Genomic DNA, 18,907 nt, shown 5'->3' with positions numbered 1-18,907 from the left:
AGCTTCATCTTCTGGCGCGCTTCCTGCTGTTTCCTGTGGTAATCCTGCGCTGAACCGCCTACGATCTCTGCTATTGATACATAACAGGGAATGAGGTGCTTATGCGCTGGCAAGGGCGTCGCGAAAGCGACAATGTTGAAGATCGACGTGGTCAATCAGGCTCGCCGTTTGGCGGTGGTGGAGGCGGTGGCTTCCGTCTGCCGAGCGGGAAGGGCGGCATTGTGCTGCTGATTATCGTGCTGGTGGCGGGCTACTACGGCGTGGATTTGACCGGCATGCTGACCGGGGAGCCGATGCCGCAGCAGCAGACCTCCACGCAGCGCTCCATCAGTCCGAAAGACGATGAAGCAGCGAAGTTTACTTCCGTGATTCTGGCCACCACCGAAGATACCTGGGGACCGATCTTTGAAAAGATGGGCCGCCAGTACCCGCAGCCAAAACTGGTGCTCTACCGCGGCGCGACCCGTACCGGTTGCGGCACCGGCCAGTCGGTGATGGGGCCGTTCTATTGTCCTGCCGACAGCACGGTCTATATCGATCTGTCCTTCTACGATGAGATGAAAAATAAACTGGGCGCCGACGGCGACTTTGCCCAGGGGTACGTTATTGCTCATGAGGTGGGTCACCATGTGCAAAAACTGCTGGGCATTGAGCCGAAAGTTCGCCAGCAACAACAGCATGCCACTCAGGCCGAAGCCAACCGCCTGTCGGTTAAGATGGAGCTTCAGGCGGATTGTTTCGCCGGCGTCTGGGGTCATAACATGCAGCGGCAGGATATTCTGGAAACCGGCGATCTGCAGGAGGCGCTGAATGCCGCCGAGGCCATCGGTGATGACCGTCTGCAGCAGCAGAGCCAGGGGCGCGTGGTGCCGGACAGCTTTACTCACGGCACGTCAAAACAGCGTTATACCTGGTTCAAACGCGGTTTCGATAGTGGCGATCCGGCGCAGTGCAATACTTTCGGCAGCGCGCTGTAATCCTCGCCCATGATGGACACGCTGCTTAACCTCACCGCGCAGATGGCGCGAGAGGGGATCCGTCGCCTGCTGGTGCTCAGCGGCGATGAGGCCTGGACGCAGCAGCAGGCGCAGGCGCTACGGGAGCGGCTCGGCGGCGATGGTCTGTGGGTAGGCTCCGATCCGGTTTTTGCGCCCTGCGTGGCGCCCGGCGCCCTGAAGACGCTGCTGGGGCGGGAAGTGATGCACGCCTTTTTCGATGCCCGGCGCGGGTGTGACGTGGCGGCCCTGGCGGCCCTGAGCGGAACGCTGCGGGCGGGAAGCTGGCTGGTGCTGCTGACGCCCCCCTTCGCCGACTGGCTGACCCGGGCGGATGAGGACTCCCTGCGCTGGAGCGATACTCCCGACCCTATCGTTACCCCCAACTTTGTTCACCGCTGCTGCCGGCAGTTTATCGCCGATCCGGAGGTGCTGCTCTGGCAGCAGTCGGACCGGCCGCGCTTCCCGCTGGCCGCCCCGCGCCCTGACTGGCATCCCGCCGATGGCCACCCCCAGGCCGAGCAGGCGCTAATCCTGGAGCAACTGTCGCGGCTGCCGCCCGGTATCGCGGCGGTGACGGCAGAGCGCGGGCGAGGGAAATCCGCTCTCGCGGGCATGCTGCTGCGCCAGCTTGGGGGCGAGGCCATCGTCATCGCCCCAACGCGTAGCGCCGTCGAGGTGCTGGCGAGCTTTGCCGGCGAGGCGTTTCGCTTTATGGCGCCGGATGCGCTGTTGGCGTCGCAAGAAACGGCGGCCTGGCTGATTGTCGATGAGGCCGCGTCGATCCCGGCTCCGCTTCTCCGGCAGCTGGTAAGCCGTTTTCCCCGCACGCTGCTCACCACGACGGTACAGGGTTATGAAGGCACTGGTCGCGGATTCCTGCTGAAATTTTGCGCCAGCTTGCCCCATCTGCAGTCATTCAGCCTGAGCGCCCCGATCCGCTGGGCAGCGGGCTGTCCGCTGGAGTCAGCCATCCGTCAACTGCTGATCTTTAATGATGAGGCATTTCGCGACGCGCCGACGGGGGAGGTGGTGCTGGAGGCGGTCAATCAGTCCTGCTGGCAATCGCTGCCTGCGCTACCGGAGGCGATGTATCAGCTATTGTCCGGGGCGCATTACCGGACTTCCCCGCTCGATCTGCGGCGCATGATGGATGCCCCGGGCCAGGCTTTTCACTGTGCTCGCGCCGGCGGCGCGGTGGCGGGCGCGCTGTGGCTGGTGGCCGAGGGGGGACTTTCTCCCGAACTCAGCCGGGCGGTGTGGGCAGGGTTTCGCCGGCCGCGCGGTAATCTGGTCGCTCAGTCGCTGGCGGCCCATGGCGGCAGTCCCCTGGCGGCGACGCTGTCCGGGCTGCGGGTCAGTCGGATCGCTGTCCATCCTGCCCGTCAGCGCGAAGGTCTCGGGCAGAAGATGATCGCCGATATCGCCGCCGCTGCCGCAGGCTATGACTATCTGTCCGTCAGCTTCGGCTATACCCCTGAGCTGTGGCGCTTCTGGCAACGCTGCGGGTTTATCCTCGTGCGGCTGGGAACCCATCGCGAGGCCAGCAGCGGCTGCTATACCGCGATGGCTCTGTTCCCGCTGACCGCGACGGGGCACCAGCTCGCGCAGCGGGAGGCGCAGCGGCTGCAGCGCGATGAACACTGGCTTCGCCCATGGCGGGAGGAATCCGCGCCGCTGCCGGCCGTCGCAGACGCTATGCTTAGTGATGAAGACTGGCTGGAAGCGGCGAGCTTTGCCTTCGCCCATCGCCCGTTGGCCGCGGCGCTGGGCTGCCTCAACCGCCTGCTGATGCAGGTCGACATGCCGTTACCGGCCCTGCGCGGGCGTCTGCAGGGAGAAGAGGAAGCTGCGCTGTGCGCTGCGCTGCGGCTGACGGGGCGTAAAGCCCTGCTGGCGAGATGGCGTGTTGAGGCCGCTGACGCCTTATGCTTCCTCGATGCAGCACGTGCTGAGGCGCTGCGTCAGCAGGTGGCGCATCTGCAATTTTTTTAACTAACTCATTCAGTTAAATGACATGGTCATATCTGGCGAGCGGCGTAAACTGCCCGCATACACTAAGGAGACAGCCATGAAACACGATCATTTTATTGTTCAAAGCCCTGCGACGCCTGCGCAACAGCTGTTGCTGCTGTTTCATGGTGTGGGTGATAACCCGGTCTCTATGGGGCAAATCGGCAGCTGGTTCGCGCCGCAGTTTCCCGATGCGCTAATTGTCAGCATCGGCGGGGTCGAACCTTGCGGCCCCAACGGTCGGCAGTGGTTTTCGGTGCAGGGAGTGACGGAAGAGAATCGTCAGCAGCGCATTGATGCCATTATGCCGACCTTCATTGACATTGTGCGCTACTGGCAGGAGAAAAGCGGCGTCAGCCCACTGGCCACCGCGCTGATCGGTTTCTCTCAGGGGGCGATTATGTCGCTGGAGAGTATCAAAGCGGCGCCGGCTCTGGCTTCAAGAGTGATTGCCTTTAATGGCCGCTACGCGACGCTGCCGGTGACGGCAACGACAGCCACCACCATTCACCTGATCCACGGGGGCGAAGATCGGGTTATCGATCTGGCGTGGGCGGTGTCGGCTCAGGAGGCATTACAGCAGGCGGGCGGCGACGTGACGTTAGATATTGTTGACGATCTGGGGCATGCCATTGACGATCGCAGCATGCAGTTCGCGATCGAACGTCTGCGTTATACCGTGCCGAAGCACTATTTTGATGAGGCGCTGAGCGGCAGTACGCCAAAAGGGGACGATATCATCGAAATGCTGTAACCCCGGCGGACGGGGTTACAGGCGGGCTGTACCGCGATAAAGGCAAACTTACGGTTTCTTCGACTGGTCGTGCTTCGGCCAGTCGTCGTCATCGTCCCATTTATCGTTAAAATCGCGGTGCGGCGGCAGATCGGGTTTGTTGTTAAGGAATTTTTTGTGGTCAACGCGGTTCAGATCTTTGATCACGTTGATAATCACCCCCACCAAAAAGACCAGAACCAGAATCCACCAGTGTTTAATAAGCCATTCCATGCGCGCTTCCTCTTTACGTCAATTCGTCAGGCGACCAGCTGTTCCATTACGCGTTGATACATCCGTGCCAGCAGTTGCAGGTCGGCGGCGTTCACACATTCATTAATTTTGTGAATGGTTGCGTTCACGGGGCCCAGCTCAACCACCTGCGCCCCCATGCGGGCGATAAACCGTCCGTCAGAGGTGCCGCCGTTGGTCAACAGCTGCGGTTTGATCTCATTATAGTGCTCAATTGCGCTCACCACCGCATCCACCAGCTTGCCGCGCCCGGTGAGGAACGGTTGGCCGGAGAGCCACCACTCCACGCTGTAACGCAGCTGGTATTTTTCCAGCAGGGCGACCACGCGGGCTTTGATCATCTCGTCCGTCAGTTCCGTACTGAAGCGGAAGTTGAACTGGACGAACATATCGCCGGGGATCACGTTGTTGCTACCGGTACCGGACTGCACGTTGGCAATCTGCATGCTGGTTGGCGGGAAAAATTCATTGCCTTTATCCCACTCGATATTGACCAGCTCCGCCAGCATCGGCGCCGCGCGATGGACAGGGTTATCGGCAAGGTGCGGATAGGCGACATGGCCCTGCACGCCGTGAATGGTCAGGTTGCAGGTCAGCGAGCCGCGGCGGCCGTTTTTCACCACATCGCCGACCACCTCGGTACTGGAGGGTTCGCCGACCAGACAGTAGTCCAGACGCTCATTACGCGCCATCAGCGTTTCCACCACTTTGACGGTGCCGTTTTTGGCGCTGGCCTCTTCATCTGAGGTGATCAAGAACGCCAGTCTGCCGCGATGATTCGGGTACTGCGCGACAAAACGTTCCGCCGCCACCACCATCGCCGCCAGCGAGCCTTTCATATCTGCTGCACCGCGGCCGAACAGCATGCCGTCGCGGATGGTCGGTTCGAACGGGGGGTTGATCCAGCGGTCAGCGTCGCCCGGCGGAACCACGTCGGTGTGGCCGGCGAAGGCCAGCGTCTCACCGTGGCCGCGCCAGGCCCAGAAATTCTGTGTATCGCCGAAATCCATCGGTTCAACGGTAAAGCCGATCGCACGCAGGCGTTCAATCATTAACGCCTGGCATCCCGCATCATCGGGGCTAAGGGAAGGGCGGCGAATAAGCTGCTGAGCCAGCTCAATGACCGGGCAAGACATAGACTATACCTCGTTAAACTGCTGATAACTTGCTTCACTAAAACCCAGCAGCATAGGACGACCGGGCGCGCAGAGCAATGGGCGTTTGATAATCGCCGGCATTTCCAGCATCAATGCGGCGGCAGCGTCGGCATTATCGATGCTGTTGCGCAGCGACTCGTCGAGTTTGCGCCAGGTGGTGCCGCGGGTATTCAGCAGCGCCTGCCAGCCCAGTTCGGCAATAAAAGTATCCAGTTGCGCGCGGTCAAGGCCATCGGCGCGGTAGTCATGAAACTGATACGCAATCTGATGCGCTTCCAGCCAGCGACGGGCTTTTTTAATGGTATCGCAGTTTTTAATTCCGTACATGGTGAGCATAGATAACCCTTTTACATTCAATTAAGCGGTTAACTCAGATATTTCCGAATATATAAGTCTTAATGAAATAATACGTGATTCAGATGAATAAATATAACTTTTTACCGGGGATCTCAGACAATGGACTCAGGTGATTAATTTTTGCCCACTCACGGGCGTGATGTGAGGTCATTAACAATATTGCAAAAATGTGGTTTGAGGGTGCTCTGTGTCACATAATTTTTACATGCGAGGCGGCATAGTGGCGGCATCCAGAGGTTTTATCTCTGTCAGCGGTCCACTAGACAATCAGAGCAATAGGGGAGCACAACTTCCCATCAGCAATGAAGTTATATAGAATCGACCATAATAATAAGAGAGGCTATTATGATTGAACATGAACTGGGGAACTGGAAAGATTTTATTGAAGGCATGCTTCGTAAATAAATTTCCGCAATGTGAGCAGGGGAATAACGCGAAGTAAATAAGCGCGTCATGGTTCTGAACACATAAAGAAGGCGACCTTAATGGTCGCCTTTTCTGTTATTACGCCTCGCCGCCAACGCCCGAGGTTTTATTGCGCACGCTCTTTCAGCGGAAAGCGACGGCGTACCAGCACAAAGAACAGCGGCACGAAAAAGATGGCCAGTACGGTAGCAGAGATCATCCCGCCCATCACCCCGGTACCGACCGCATGCTGGCTGCCGGAGCCGGCACCGGTGCTGGTCGCCATCGGCAGCACGCCGAAGATAAACGCCAGCGAGGTCATCAGGATGGGGCGCAGACGCTGACGGCAGGCCGACAGCGTGGCGCTGAGCAGATCCTGGCCTTTCTCGTTCAGCTCGTTGGCGAACTCAACGATCAGAATGGCGTTTTTCGCCGACAGGCCGATCACCGTCAACAGGCCCACCTGGAAGTAAACATCATTCTCCAGGCCACGCATCCAGGTCGCCAGCAGGGCGCCAATCACCCCGAGCGGGACCACCAGCATCACCGAGAACGGCACCGACCAGCTCTCGTACAGCGCCGCCAGGCACAGGAACACCACCAGCAGCGAAATCGCGTACAGTGCCGGCGCCTGAGCGCCAGAGAGGCGTTCCTGGTAGGACATGGCGGTCCATTCGAGGCCAAAGCCGGTTGGCAACTGCGCGGCCAGCTTCTCCATCATGTCCATCGCGGTGCCGGTACTGATACCCGGCGCCGCCTCACCGACGATCTCCACCGCCGAGTAGCCATTGTAGCGTTCCAGACGCGGTGAGCCTGTCTCCCAGCGTGAGGTGGCGAAGGCCGAGAACGGCACCATCGTGCCGCTGCTGTTGCGGACATACCAGAGATTAATATCGTCAGGCAGCATCCGGTATTTCGCCGCTGCCTGGACGTAGACTTTCTTCACTCGGCCGCGATCCATAAAGTCGTTGACGTAGCTCGACCCCCACGCGGTTTGCAGCGTATCGTTGATGTCGTCAATGGAGACGCCCAGCGCCTGCGCTTTACGCTGATCGATATCGACCTGCAGCTGCGGGCTGTCGTCGAGCCCGTTATGGCGGACGCGGGTCAACAGCGGGTTTTTGCCGGCCAGTTCAAGCAGCGTATCGCGTGCCGCCATCAGCGCGTCGTGCCCCTTACCGGCGTGATCCTCCAGCTCCATATCGAAGCCTGCCGAACTACCGAGGCCGCTGATGGCCGGCGGGCTGCTGGCGATGACTCGCGCTTCGTTGATCTGATTAAACGCTTTGGTGGCGCGTTCAATAATGGCAAAGGAGGAGCCGGTTTCCGGGTCGCGCTGGTCCCAGTCTTTGAGACGCACAAACATGCGGGCCACGTTCTGCCCGTTGCCGCCGGGGCCGGAACCGACGGTGGCAAATACCGACTCGACGTTCTGCTTCTCATTATTGAGGAAGTAATCTTCCGCTTTTTGCACTACTTTCAGCGTCTGCTGCTGAGTAGCGCCGCTCGGCAACTGGACCGAGGTGGTGAACATCCCGCGATCTTCCAGCGGCAGGAACGAGGTGGGCAGATGCAGGAACAGGAACACCATCCCGCCGAGCAGGACGACGTAGATCAGCATCCAGCGCAGCGAGCGGTGAAGAATTTTGCCGACAAAGGTTTCGTAGCGGCTGGCGCTGCGGTTGAAGGTGCGGTTGAACCAGCCGAAGAAGCCTTTTCTTTCATGAGATTCACCAGGCTTAACCGGCTTGAGCAGCGTCGCGCAGAGGGCCGGGGTGAGGATCATGGCCACCAGCACTGAAAGGACCATCGCCGCGACGATCGTGATCGAGAACTGGCGATAGATGGCCCCGGTGGTGCCGCCGAAGAAGGCCATCGGCACAAACACCGCCGACAGCACCATGGCGATCCCCACCAGCGCGCCCTGAATTTGCCCCATCGATTTGCGGGTCGCCTCGCGCGGCGACAGGCCTTCCTCGCTCATGATGCGCTCGACGTTCTCCACTACCACGATGGCGTCATCCACCAGCAGGCCGATTGCCAGCACCATTGCGAACATCGTCAGGGTATTGATGCTGTAGCCACAGGCATACAGCACCGCGAAAGTGCCCATCAGCACCACCGGTACGGCAATAGTAGGGATCAGGGTCGCGCGGAAGTTCTGCAGGAACAGATACATCACGAGGAAGACCAGCAGGATCGCCTCCAGCAGCGTTTTGACCACGTCGGTGATAGAGGCTTTCACAAAGGAGGTGGTCTCGTAGGCAACTTTATATTCCAGACCGTGGGGGAAAAACTGCGACAGCTCATTGAGGCGATTGATCACGCGCTCCGCCGTGGCCATTTCGTTGGCGCCGGAAGCGAGCTTTATTCCCAGACCAGAAGCGGCCTGACGGTTGTAGCGGCTGAGGTAGTCGTACTTTTCTGCCCCCATCTCGACGGTGGCGACATCGCCCAGCGTCACCTCTGAACCATCCTGATTGACGCGCAGGGTGATATCACGGAATTGCTCCGGGGTTTGCAGCAGCGATTGCGAGTTGATGGTGGCGTTTAGCGCCTGCTTATCGACCGAAGGCGTCCCGCCTAGTTGGCCGACGGCAATCTGGGCGTTCTGCGAACTGATGGCGTCGGTCACATCCTTGGTGGTCATCTGGTAGCTGTTGAGCTTCGCCGGGTCGAGCCAGATGCGCATTGAGTATTGCGAGCCGTAGGCGTCGATATCCCCCACGCCGTTGACGCGGCTGAGCGGATCCTGGATGTTACTGGCGACGTAGTCGGCAATATCTTGTTTATCCATGCTGCCGTCGGTGGAGACGAAGGCAAGGGTCAGGATATTGGTGTCACCGGTCTTGCGCACCGTCACCCCCTGGTTTTGCACCGCCTGCGGCAGTTTACGCATCGCCGACTGCAGCTGGTTCTGAACCTGCTGCACGGCTTCATCCGGGTCGGTACCGGCGGTAAAGCTGAGCGTGATCGTCGCCTGGCCAGTGGCGCTGCTCTGGGATGACATATACATCAGGTTATCGAGGCCGGTCATATTCTGCTCGATAACCTGGGTGACGGTATTTTCCAGGGTTTGCGCGGAGGCTCCGGGATAGTTAGCGGTGATCCGCACGTTCGGCGGGGCCAGGTCGGGATACTGTTCAACCGGAAGCGACAAAATGGCAAGGGTGCCCGTCAGACATAACAGGATTGCCAGCACCCACGCAAAAATGGGGCGATCGATAAAGAAATTCGCCATCAGAATAAAGACCTCATATGCACATTTTTTTGTTATTGCACAGCCTGTGCCACTTTAGCGCCAGCGCCTCCGGCAATCGTGGAGAAATTAAGGAGATAGTGTAATTTATCATGTTGCTTTTGCCGTATCGTAAAGAAACATCGAACTTTCCTGTCAGCAGGCAGACATTCAGCTTCTCTGCCGCAGCCGGGGCGCATTATCCCTTGCCGGTGTGAAACCTCATTTCAGTTAAGTCAAAAAAATTGATCCAAAACGGATTCTCTCCAGAAAAAGTTTATCCTGGGCATTTGGACATTGTTCCGGCGCCGTCTTGTCGGGTAATAAATAGGCATGCGTATTGAGGGGTTATTCACCAATAAGACAAAAGGAAGCCATGAACCACTTTATTTTGAGCGATAGTCGAAAATGTATCGGCTGCCAGGCCTGCGAAGTGGCCTGCGTAATGGCGCATAACGAGGAGCAACACGTGCTGACCCCGCAGCGCTTTTTGCCACGTATCACCGTCATCAAAGCGGAGGGCCAGCGTAACGCTATCACCTGCCGCCACTGTGAAGACGCCCCCTGCATCCGCAGTTGTCCCAACGACGCTATCGCCCAGTCCGGCGACAGCGTTCAGGTCAGTCAGGAGAAATGCATTGGCTGTAAATCCTGCATGGTGGCCTGCCCGTTCGGGGTGATGCAGGTGGTGGTGACGCCGCAGGCTGCAGGTCAGGTAAAGGCCAGCGCGCAGAAGTGCGATCTGTGCCAGGGCCGCGAGGCGGGACCGGCCTGTGTGGAAAACTGTCCCGCGCAGGCGCTGACCCTCGCCGACGATGAGACATTGACCGCGCTGGCGAAGCAGCGGCGTTTGCGCTCGGCATGCCAGGAGGCGCAGCCGTGGCAGCGCGGTACGCCGCCCTGCAGCCAGCCCAATGCTGGCGCGAAGGCCAGGCAAATGGCGATGACGCCGCCGCGCGGGGAGCCGGATAAGCTGGCGGCGGAGGTGCGTAAGAGCCACTTTGAGGAGATCTATCAGCCGTTCACCCCGACGCAGGCGCAGCAGCAGGCCGCCCGCTGCCTCACATGTGGGGAACACAGTATTTGCGAATGGACCTGCCCGCTGCATAACCATATTCCGCAGTGGGTCGAGCTGGTTAAGGCGGGGGATATCGCCGCCGCGGTCGCGCTTTCCCATCAGACCAATTGCCTGCCGGAGATCACCGGTCGCGTCTGCCCCCAGGACCGGCTGTGTGAAGGTGCCTGCACCCTGCGCGATGAAAGCGGCGCAGTCACCATCGGCAACATTGAGCGCTATATTTCCGACCAGGCGCTGGCCAGCGGCTGGCGTCCGGACCTCTCGCAGGTTAAGCCGAGCGGTAAGCGGGTGGCGATTATCGGCGCCGGGCCGGCCGGGCTGGCCTGCGCCGATGTGCTGGTGCGTCACGGCGTCCAGCCGGTGGTCTTTGACCGTCATCCGGAGATCGGCGGTCTGCTGACCTTCGGCATCCCGGCGTTCAAGCTGGATAAATCGCTGCTGGCCCGGCGGCGGGGAATTTTCAGCGAGATGGGTATCCGCTTTGAGCTCAATTGTGAGGTGGGGAAAGATATCCCCATGGCGACGCTGCTGGCCGATTATGACGCGGTGTTCGTTGGCGCCGGAACTTATCGCTCCATGAAGGCGGGGCTGCCAAACGAAGAGGCCCCCGGCGTCTACGATGCGCTGCCGTTTCTTATCGCCAACACCAAACAGGTGATGGGGCTGGCGGCATCGGCTCAAGAGCCCTATATCAACACCGCCGGGCTGAACGTCGTCGTGCTGGGTGGTGGCGATACCGCGATGGACTGCGTGCGAACCGCGCTGCGCCACGGCGCCCGCCAGGTGACCTGCGCCTATCGGCGGGATGAAGCCAACATGCCGGGCTCGAAAAAAGAGGTCAAAAACGCCCGCGAAGAGGGGGCGGTCTTTGAGTTTAACGTCCAGCCGGTGACCCTGGAGCTGGACGAGAGCGGGCGGGTGAATGGGGTACGTTTTCTGCGCACCGAACTGGGCGCCCCGGACGCGGGAGGAAGACGCCGCCCGACGCCGATCCCCGGCAGTGAGTTTGTTATGCCGGCAGATGCGGTGATCATGGCCTTTGGCTTCCACCCGCACCGCATGCCCTGGCTGGAAGCGGCGGGCGTGGCGCTGGACAGCCAGGGGCGCATCAAAGCCGGCGTCGAGAGCCGTTACCGTTACCAGACCAGTCAGGAGAAGATCTTTGCCGGCGGCGATGCCGTGCGCGGCGCAGACCTTGTAGTGACGGCGATGGCGGAAGGCCGTCACGCGGCGCAGGGGATTTTGGACTATCTGGCGCTGAAAACGACGCCGCTTCACTGACGACAAACCCGGTCCCGCAGCGTAGTATGAGGACGTCCTTTTACGCTGTGGGGTCGGTATGTCACTCAATATTCACGTCATTAAAGATAAAATCCTCTCTGAAAACTGGTTCGTGTTACGCAACATGACCTATGAGCTGACGCGCGAGGATGGCAGCGTCGTGCGCCATAAACGCGAGGTCTACGATCGTGGCAACGGCGCTACCGTGCTGCTGTACAATCGCCGCAAGCAAACGGTGGTCCTGGTGCGTCAGTTTCGGGTCGCCACCTGGGTCAATGGTAATCATGACGGCATGCTGATTGAAACCTGCGCCGGGCTGCTGGACAACGACGAACCGGAAGCGTGCATTCGTAAAGAGGCGGTGGAAGAGACCGGCTATGAAGTGGGTGAGGTGCGTAAGCTGTTTGAGCTGTTTATGTCGCCAGGTGGCGTTACCGAAGTGGTGCATTTCTTTATCGCTGAGTACAGCGATGCGCAGCGAACCACCAGCGGCGGCGGGGTGGATGATGAAGCCATCGAGGTGCTTGAGCTGCCCTTTAGCCAGGCGCTGCAGATGGTTGCTAATGGGGAGATCCGCGACGGTAAGGCGGTTATTCTGCTGCAGTATCTGCAAACCTCCGGCCTGATGTCGGGGAACTCTGACAAATCCGATTGAGTAAGCGGCTGCCGTTGTCCAGGATAGGCGCCGTGGTCGGGTTTATCTGGGGTCGGGCGGTTCATGCTTTTTCGCATCATTTATTTCCTCTTTCTGGCGGTGCTGCCTTGCTCGCAGGCATGGTCGGCACCGACGCAGCAGCGCTTCAACGACTGGCAGGTCACCTGTAACAACCAAAATTTCTGCGTCACCCGCAACGTGGGGCTGCATTATGGGCTGGTGATGACCCTCAGCCGCAGCGCCGGGGCGGTGACTGACGCCAGCCTGCGTATCGAACTGGGTGGCACCGGCAATCCGGTGGCGACGCTCGCGCCAATAGCGCCGCGCCTGCTGCTGGATGGCAAGCCGTTGTCCCTGACCGACAAGCGCTGGCACATTGAAGATAAGCTCATTAAAACCAGCGACAGCGTGACGATCGATGCGTTTCTCCAGCAGGTTCAGGAGGGGAAAACGCTCTCGCTGGCCAATGGCCTGCAGAGCATCTCCCTGCAGGGGCTGAAAGCGGCCCTGTTTTTTATCGACGATCGGCAAAAACGGGTAGGCAGCGAAACGGCCTGGGTCGGCAAAGGGGAAGAGCCACCGCTCAGTGTACCGCCGGCTCCGGCGCTGCGCGCGGTGGCGACCGCGGAAACAGCGCAGTCGCCGCTGGGGCGTGAGGAGCTCAACGATCTGATGGACTACGGTAATGAGCGGATGAACAACAGTAACTGCTCCCTCGATCCCTTCCGCCGCGAAATTCGCGTTACTGCGCTGACGGATGACAAAGTGCTGCTGATGACCAGCTGCGAATCCGGCGCGTACAACACCGTCTGGCTGGCCTGGCTGGTCTCCCGCCAGCGGCCCTATGTCGCCCGTCAGGTGCGGCTGACGCTGCCGTTTCAGCCGCCGGGCGAGGCGCCGCGGGAGATTGAGCTTATCAACGCCAGCTACGATGATCGCCGCCATGAGCTGGTGACCCTGGATAAAGGCCGCGAGGCCGGCGATTGCGGGATCCAGACCCGCTGGCGTTTTGACGGCCAGCGGTTCAGTCTCTCCCGCTACGCGCAGCAGCCGACGTGTGATAACTGGCAGGGGCCAGACGCCTGGCCCACGCTGTGGATCACCCGTTAAGCACCTGCTCCGCAGTGGTGACGATATGGTCGACCGTAAAGCCAAAGAACGGGAACAGCTGCTCCGCAGGCGCGGATTCACCATAGCCGGTCATACCGACGATCTTGCCTTTTAAGCCGACATATTTATACCAGTAGTCTGCTATCCCGGCCTCGACCGCCACCCGGGCGCTGACGTCCGACGGCAGTACCGACTCGCGCCAGGCCTCATCCTGGGCATCAAACACATCGGTGGAAGGGAGCGAGACCACCCGCACATTCACCCCGTTCGCCAACAGTTTTTCTGCGGCCAGCACGGTGATCTCCACTTCCGACCCGGTGGCGATGAGGATCAGGTCGGGTTTACCGCCGGCATCTTTCAGCACGTAGCCCCCCCGGGCGATAGCCTGCACCTGATCCGGGGTGCGCGGCATCTGCGCCAGGTTTTGTCGCGACAGGATCAGCGCCGTTGGCCCATTCTGGCGCGCAATGGCCGCCTGCCAGGCGACGGCGGTCTCCACCTGATCGCAGGGGCGCCAGGTGCTGAAGTTCGGCGTCAGACGCAGACTGGCCAGCTGTTCCACCGCCTGGTGGGTCGGGCCGTCTTCCCCCAGACCGATGGAGTCATGGGTATAGACCATGATCTGCCGGGCCTTCATCAGGGCCGCCATGCGCGCGGCGTTGCGGGCGTACTCCACGAACATCAGGAAGGTCGAGGTATAAGGGATGAAACCGCCGTGCAGGGCGATGCCGTTGGCCACTGCGGTCATGCCAAATTCGCGCACCCCGTAGTGGATATAGTTGCCCGCAGGATCGTCTTTAATCGATGTCGAGCCAGACCAGATGGTCAGGTTACTCGGCGCGAGATCCGCCGAACCGCCCAGCAGTTCCGGAAGATGTGGGCCGTAGGCGTTCAGCGCGTTTTGCGAGGCCTTGCGGCTGGCGATTTTCGCCGGCTCGGCCTGCAGCTTCGCCACGTAGTGATGGGCCGTCGCGGCAAAATCTTCCGGCAGGGCGCCATCCATGCGGCGGGTCAGCTCAGCGGCCAGCTCCGGGAACTGCTGCTGGTAGGCGGCGAATTTCTCGTTCCAGGCGTGCTCGGCTTTCTCGCCACGCGGACGCGCATCCCAGCCCTGGTAGATCTCTTTCGGGATCTCAAAGGGCGGATATTTCCAGCCCAACTGCTGGCGGGCCAGGGCCACCTCTTTTTCGCCCAGCGCCGCGCCGTGAGACTCTTCCGACCCCGCTTTGTTGGGCGAACCGAAGCCGATAATGGTCCGGCAGATGATCAGCGACGGCTTATCTTTCACCGCCTGTGCTTCCGCAATGGCCTGTTTAATGGCCTGTGGATCGTGGCCATCAATGTCGCCAATAACGTGCCAGTGATAGGCGCGGAAGCGTTCCGCCGTATCATCGGTAAACCAGCCGTCGGTTTTGCCATCGATGGAGATGCCGTTGTGATCGTAAAAACCGATCAGCTTACCGAGTCCGAGCGTGCCGGCCAGCGAACTGGCCTCATGGGAGATCCCCTCCATCAGGCAGCCATCGCCCATGAAAACCCAGGTGTAATGGTCAATAATCTCATGCCCAGGACGGTTAAACTGCGCCGCCAGGGTGCGTTCGGCGATGGCCATGCCGACGGCGTTCGCCAGCCCCTGGCCCAGCGGGCCAGTGGTCGTTTCCACCCCGGGAGTATAGCCATGCTCCGGGTGGCCCGGCGTTTTAGAGTGCAACTGACGGAACTGCTTGAGTTCTGACAGCGGCAGATCGTAGCCGGTCAGGTGCAGCAGGCTGTAGAGCAGCATCGACGCGTGGCCGTTGGACAGAATAAAGCGGTCGCGGTCCACCCAGCCAGGGTTCTGCGGATTGTGCTTGAGAAAATCGTTCCACAGCACTTCGGCAATGTCTGCCATCCCCATTGGCGCACCGGGGTGGCCGGAATTGGCTTTCTGCACCGCATCCATACTCAGGGCGCGGATGGCGTTGGCAAGCTCTCTTCGGGACATAGTTTTCTCCGTGAGACTAAAGTGACAGTTTGGCGGCAAGCAGATCTTCCAGTTTGCGTTGATCGACAGCGAACAGGCGGATCCCCTCCGCCAGCTTTTCGACTGCCATCGGATCCTGATTATGTTCCCAGCGGAACTCCGCCTCGCTGAGCGGCACCGGGCGCGGCAGGATCTGGCTGGCAGGGATCAGTTTGCGCACCACCGGGGCGTCGCTGGCCTGCAGCTCTTTTAACAAGGGCGGGGCGATGGTCAGCCGATCGCAGCCGACCAGGGCGAGGATCTGTTCGGTGCGGCGGAAGCTGGCGCCCATCACGATGGTGGTGTATTTATGCTGTTTGAAGTAGTCATAGATATTGCGTACCGATTTCACCCCCGGATCTTCCTCAACCACGTAAGGATCCAGCGGTTTACGCGCCTGATACCAGTCATAAATACGCCCGACGAAAGGGGAGATCAGATAGACCCCAGCTTCGGCGCAGGCCCGGGCCTGGGCGAAAGAAAACAGCAGCGTCAGGTTGCAGTGGATCCCCTCTTTCTCCAGCGTCTCGGCGGCGCGGATCCCCTCCCAGGTGGATGCCAGCTTGATCAGGATCCGCGACTTATCAATGCCCATCTCCTGATACAGCGCCACCAGGTGGCGCGCTTTCTCGATACTCTTCTCCCGGTTGAAGGAGAGCCGGGCGTCCACCTCGGTGGAGACCCGGCCCGGAATACTTTTGAGGATCTCCGCGCCAAAGTTCACCGCCAGCTTATCGCAGGCGTGAGCCACCTGCGCTTCGCGTCCGCCTCCTTGTTTTTTGGCCCAGGCGATGGCGTCGTCGATAAGCCCGCTATAGGACGCCAGCCCGGCGGCCTTCAGCAGCAGAGAGGGGTTGGTGGTGGCGTCTTCCGGATGATAGTGGCGAATGGATTCGATATCGCCGCTGTCGGCGACTACGGTAGTAAATTGCTTGATGCTGTCTAGCTGATTCATGGATAAGTCCTCCTGGAACAAGGTGTTACATGAGTGCTTGCCGGTATGCGGTATAAATATTGATGAGGTACATAACCAAAAAGCATAGCAGACGGGGCTATTATTGGCGGCGAATCCGGGTAACATAACCGCTATAAATTGATAACAACCAGATCATAGCGATGACCAGAGTTTGGCGGTGTTCAAAGTTTATCGCCCCGCCAGGAGGGATACTGTCTGCCACTGAAAGGTGAACGACAGGATGGTCATCACGCTTTTCCCCTACGAACGATACGTGAAAGAAAGGAATATAAAATGGATGAGCAGTTAAAACAGAGCGCCCTCGACTTCCACGAATTTCCGGTTCCCGGAAAAATCCAGGTCTCGCCGACCAAACCTCTCGCCACCCAGCGCGATCTGGCGCTGGCCTACTCGCCGGGCGTCGCGGCCCCCTGTCTGGAAATCGAAAAAGATCCGCTGGCGGCCTACAAATACACCGCCCGCGGCAACCTGGTGGCGGTCGTCTCCAACGGCACCGCGGTGCTGGGGCTGGGCAATATCGGCGCGCTGGCCGGCAAGCCGGTGATGGAGGGTAAAGGCGTCCTGTTTAAGAAATTCGCCGGCATCGATGTGTTTGATATCGAAGTCGATGAGCTGGACCCGGACAAATTCATTAACGTCGTCGCCGCCCTCGAGCCGACCTTCGGCGGTATCAACCTGGAAGATATTAAAGCGCCGGAGTGTTTCTACATCGAGCAGCAGCTGCGCGAGCGCATGAATATTCCGGTTTTCCATGACGATCAGCACGGCACGGCGATCATCAGCACCGCGGCGATCCTCAACGGCCTGCGCGTCGTTGAGAAGAACCTGTCCGACGTGCGGATGGTGGTCTCCGGCGCGGGCGCGGCGGCTATCGCCTGCATGAACCTGCTGGTGGCGCTGGGCATGCAAAAGCACAACATCGTGGTCTGCGATTCGAAAGGCGTCATCTACAAAGACCGTGAGCCTAACATGGCGGAAACCAAAGCCGCCTACGCGGTTGAAGACGACGGCAAACGCACGCTCGACGATGTGATCGACGGCGCGGACATTTTCCTCGGCTGCTCTGGTCCGAAAGTGCTGACCCCGGAGATGGTGAAGAAGATGGCGCGTGCGCCGCTGATCCTCGCTCTGGCTAACCCGGAGCCGGAAATTCTGCCGCCGCTGGCGAAGCAGGTCCGCGATGACGCCATCATCTGTACCGGCCGCTCCGACTATCCTAACCAGGTCAACAACGTGCTCTGCTTCCCGTTCATCTTCCGCGGCGCGCTGGACGTCGGCGCGACGGCGATCAACGAAGAGATGAAGCTGGCGGCGGTGCATGCCATTGCCGAGCTGGCCCATGCCGAGCAGAGTGAAGTGGTGGCCTCCGCCTACGGCGATCAGGATTTAAGCTTTGGCCCGGACTACATCATTCCGAAACCGTTCGACCCGCGGCTGATCGTCAAAATCGCCCCCGCGGTGGCGAAGGCGGCGATGGACTCCGGCGTGGCAACGCGCCCGATCGCCGATTTTGACGCCTATATCGAGAAGCTGAGCGAGTTCGTCTATAAAACCAACCTGTTTATGAAGCCTATCTTCTCTCAGGCGCGCAAAGAGCCGAAGCGCGTGGTGCTGGCGGAAGGGGAGGAGACCCGGGTGCTGCACGCCACTCAGGAGCTGGTGTCGCTGGGGCTGGCCAAACCGATTCTGGTGGGGCGCCCGAGCGTGATTGAAATGCGCATCCAGAAGCTGGGTCTGCAGATCAAGGCCGGCGTTGACTTTGAGATCGTCAATAATGAATCCGACCCGCGGTTTAAAGAGTACTGGAGCGAGTACTACCAGCTGATGAAGCGCCGCGGCATTACCCAGGAGCAGGCGCAGCGGGCGGTGATTAGCAACACCACGGTGATTGGCGCCATCATGGTTCATCGCGGTGAAGCGGATGCGATGATCTGCGGAACTATCGGCGAGTACCACGACCACTACCGCGTGGTGCAGCCGCTGTTTGGCTATCGCGGTGGCGTCAGCACCGCCGGGGCGATGAATGCGCTGCTGCTGCCGAGCGGCAACACCTTTATCGCTGACACCTATGTGAATCACGATCCCTCGCCGGAAGAGCTGGCGGAGATCACCCTGATGGCGGCGGAAAGCGTGCGTCGCTTCGGTATTGAGCCGCGGGTGGCATTGCTGTCGCACTCCAACTTTGGTTCCGCCGACTGCCCGTCAGCCAGCAAGATGCGCAAAACCCTTGAACTGGTGAAGGCGAGCGCCCCGGAGCTGATGATCGATGGTGAAATGCATGGCGACGCCGCGCTGGTGGAAAGCATCCGCAACGATCGCATGCCGGACAGCCCGCTGAAGGGGTCGGCCAATATTCTGGTGATGCCGAATATGGAAGCTGCCCGTATCAGCTACAACCTGCTGCGCGTCTCCAGTTCGGAAGGGGTGACCGTCGGGCCAGTGCTGATGGGGGTGGCGAAGCCGGTGCATATTCTGACGCCGATCGCCTCCGTACGCCGCATTGTGAATATGGTGGCGCTGGCCGTTGTCGAAGCGCAAACCGAACCGCTGTAATCTCTTTTTTTCATGTTAATGCGCGGAGAGTTTTCCGCGCACAATATCAGGCAGGCCGGCGAG

The 18,907-nt window shown here is 60.0% G+C and carries 14 protein-coding genes; 8 read left to right on the top strand and 6 right to left on the bottom strand.

Annotation, left to right across the window (positions count from 1 at the left end):
* Window positions 1-101 precede the first annotated feature (101 nt).
* The 3 genes from CWM61_RS20725 to ypfH all read left to right on the top strand — a co-directional run bounded on the left by CWM61_RS20725 (window position 102) and on the right by ypfH (window position 3,762).
* On the top strand, window positions 102-977 hold the full coding sequence (locus tag CWM61_RS20725) for a neutral zinc metallopeptidase (RefSeq protein WP_061153696.1): 876 nt from the start codon (window positions 102-104) through the stop codon (window positions 975-977).
* Window positions 978-986: 9 nt separating this feature from the next.
* Window positions 987-2,990, top strand: coding sequence for a tRNA(Met) cytidine acetyltransferase TmcA (locus CWM61_RS20720; RefSeq protein WP_100631846.1), 2,004 nt, complete (start codon window positions 987-989; stop codon window positions 2,988-2,990).
* 76 nt (window positions 2,991-3,066) lie between these two features.
* Entirely contained in the window at window positions 3,067-3,762 is a 696-nt protein-coding gene (ypfH, locus tag CWM61_RS20715; protein WP_074387881.1) for an esterase, read from the top strand.
* Window positions 3,763-3,810: 48 nt separating this feature from the next.
* Here the strand turns inward: ypfH and CWM61_RS20710 are convergent, their stop codons facing one another.
* The 3 genes from CWM61_RS20710 to CWM61_RS20700 are packed head-to-tail and all read right to left on the bottom strand — an operon-like array spanning window position 3,811 to window position 5,525.
* Window positions 3,811-4,014 carry a YpfN family protein gene (locus CWM61_RS20710; RefSeq protein WP_002913768.1) on the bottom strand — a complete coding sequence of 68 codons (204 nt, stop codon included), beginning with the start codon at window positions 4,012-4,014 and terminating at the stop codon, window positions 3,811-3,813.
* 26 nt (window positions 4,015-4,040) lie between these two features.
* A complete protein-coding gene (gene dapE / locus CWM61_RS20705) occupies window positions 4,041-5,168 on the bottom strand; it encodes a succinyl-diaminopimelate desuccinylase (RefSeq protein ID WP_061153699.1) in 1,128 nt (375 codons plus the stop codon).
* Between the two features lie 3 nt (window positions 5,169-5,171).
* Complete coding sequence (locus CWM61_RS20700) at window positions 5,172-5,525, bottom strand: ArsC family reductase (protein WP_008803838.1); 354 nt, start codon at window positions 5,523-5,525, stop codon at window positions 5,172-5,174.
* A 366-nt stretch (window positions 5,526-5,891) separates the two neighbouring features.
* Here CWM61_RS20700 and ypfM point away from each other — a divergent pair, with 366 nt between their 5' ends.
* Entirely contained in the window at window positions 5,892-5,951 is a 60-nt protein-coding gene (gene ypfM / locus CWM61_RS20695; protein WP_100181659.1) for a protein YpfM, read from the top strand.
* A gap of 127 nt (window positions 5,952-6,078) precedes the next feature.
* Here the strand turns inward: ypfM and acrD are convergent, their stop codons facing one another.
* Window positions 6,079-9,192, bottom strand: a complete 3,114-nt coding sequence (gene acrD, locus CWM61_RS20690) for a multidrug efflux RND transporter permease AcrD (protein WP_074387882.1) — start codon at window positions 9,190-9,192, stop codon at window positions 6,079-6,081.
* Window positions 9,193-9,565: 373 nt separating this feature from the next.
* Here acrD and aegA point away from each other — a divergent pair, with 373 nt between their 5' ends.
* The 3 genes from aegA (at window position 9,566) to CWM61_RS20675 (ending at window position 13,313) form a co-directional block, all read left to right on the top strand.
* Complete coding sequence (aegA, locus tag CWM61_RS20685; protein WP_074387883.1) at window positions 9,566-11,548, top strand: formate-dependent uric acid utilization protein AegA; 1,983 nt, start codon at window positions 9,566-9,568, stop codon at window positions 11,546-11,548.
* A gap of 58 nt (window positions 11,549-11,606) precedes the next feature.
* The gene (gene nudK / locus CWM61_RS20680) at window positions 11,607-12,203 is read left to right on the top strand and encodes a GDP-mannose pyrophosphatase NudK (RefSeq protein ID WP_074387884.1); all 597 of its coding nucleotides are present in this window, start codon (window positions 11,607-11,609) and stop codon (window positions 12,201-12,203) included.
* A gap of 63 nt (window positions 12,204-12,266) precedes the next feature.
* A complete protein-coding gene (locus tag CWM61_RS20675; protein ID WP_100631845.1) occupies window positions 12,267-13,313 on the top strand; it encodes a DUF1176 domain-containing protein in 1,047 nt (348 codons plus the stop codon).
* Here CWM61_RS20675 and tkt read toward each other — a convergent pair.
* Together tkt and tal are read right to left on the bottom strand one after the other, a co-directional pair.
* Entirely contained in the window at window positions 13,303-15,297 is a 1,995-nt protein-coding gene (gene tkt, locus CWM61_RS20670; protein ID WP_100631844.1) for a transketolase, read from the bottom strand. The two genes, CWM61_RS20675 and tkt, sit on opposite strands and share 11 nt — an antisense overlap.
* Window positions 15,298-15,313: 16 nt before the next feature.
* Window positions 15,314-16,270 carry a transaldolase gene (tal, locus tag CWM61_RS20665; RefSeq protein WP_061153706.1) on the bottom strand — a complete coding sequence of 319 codons (957 nt, stop codon included), beginning with the start codon at window positions 16,268-16,270 and terminating at the stop codon, window positions 15,314-15,316.
* Between the two features lie 294 nt (window positions 16,271-16,564).
* Between tal and maeB the strand changes: the two genes are divergently transcribed.
* Window positions 16,565-18,844, top strand: a complete 2,280-nt coding sequence (gene maeB / locus CWM61_RS20660) for an NADP-dependent oxaloacetate-decarboxylating malate dehydrogenase (protein WP_074387886.1) — start codon at window positions 16,565-16,567, stop codon at window positions 18,842-18,844.
* Window positions 18,845-18,907: the final 63 nt, after the last annotated feature.

Source organism: Klebsiella sp. K-Nf6 (assembly GCF_002806655.1).
GTDB classification, from domain to species: Bacteria; Pseudomonadota; Gammaproteobacteria; order Enterobacterales; family Enterobacteriaceae; genus Klebsiella; species Klebsiella variicola.
The sequence above is the reverse complement of the archived record's forward strand: the minus strand, read 5'-3'. Positions and strand labels throughout refer to the sequence as shown.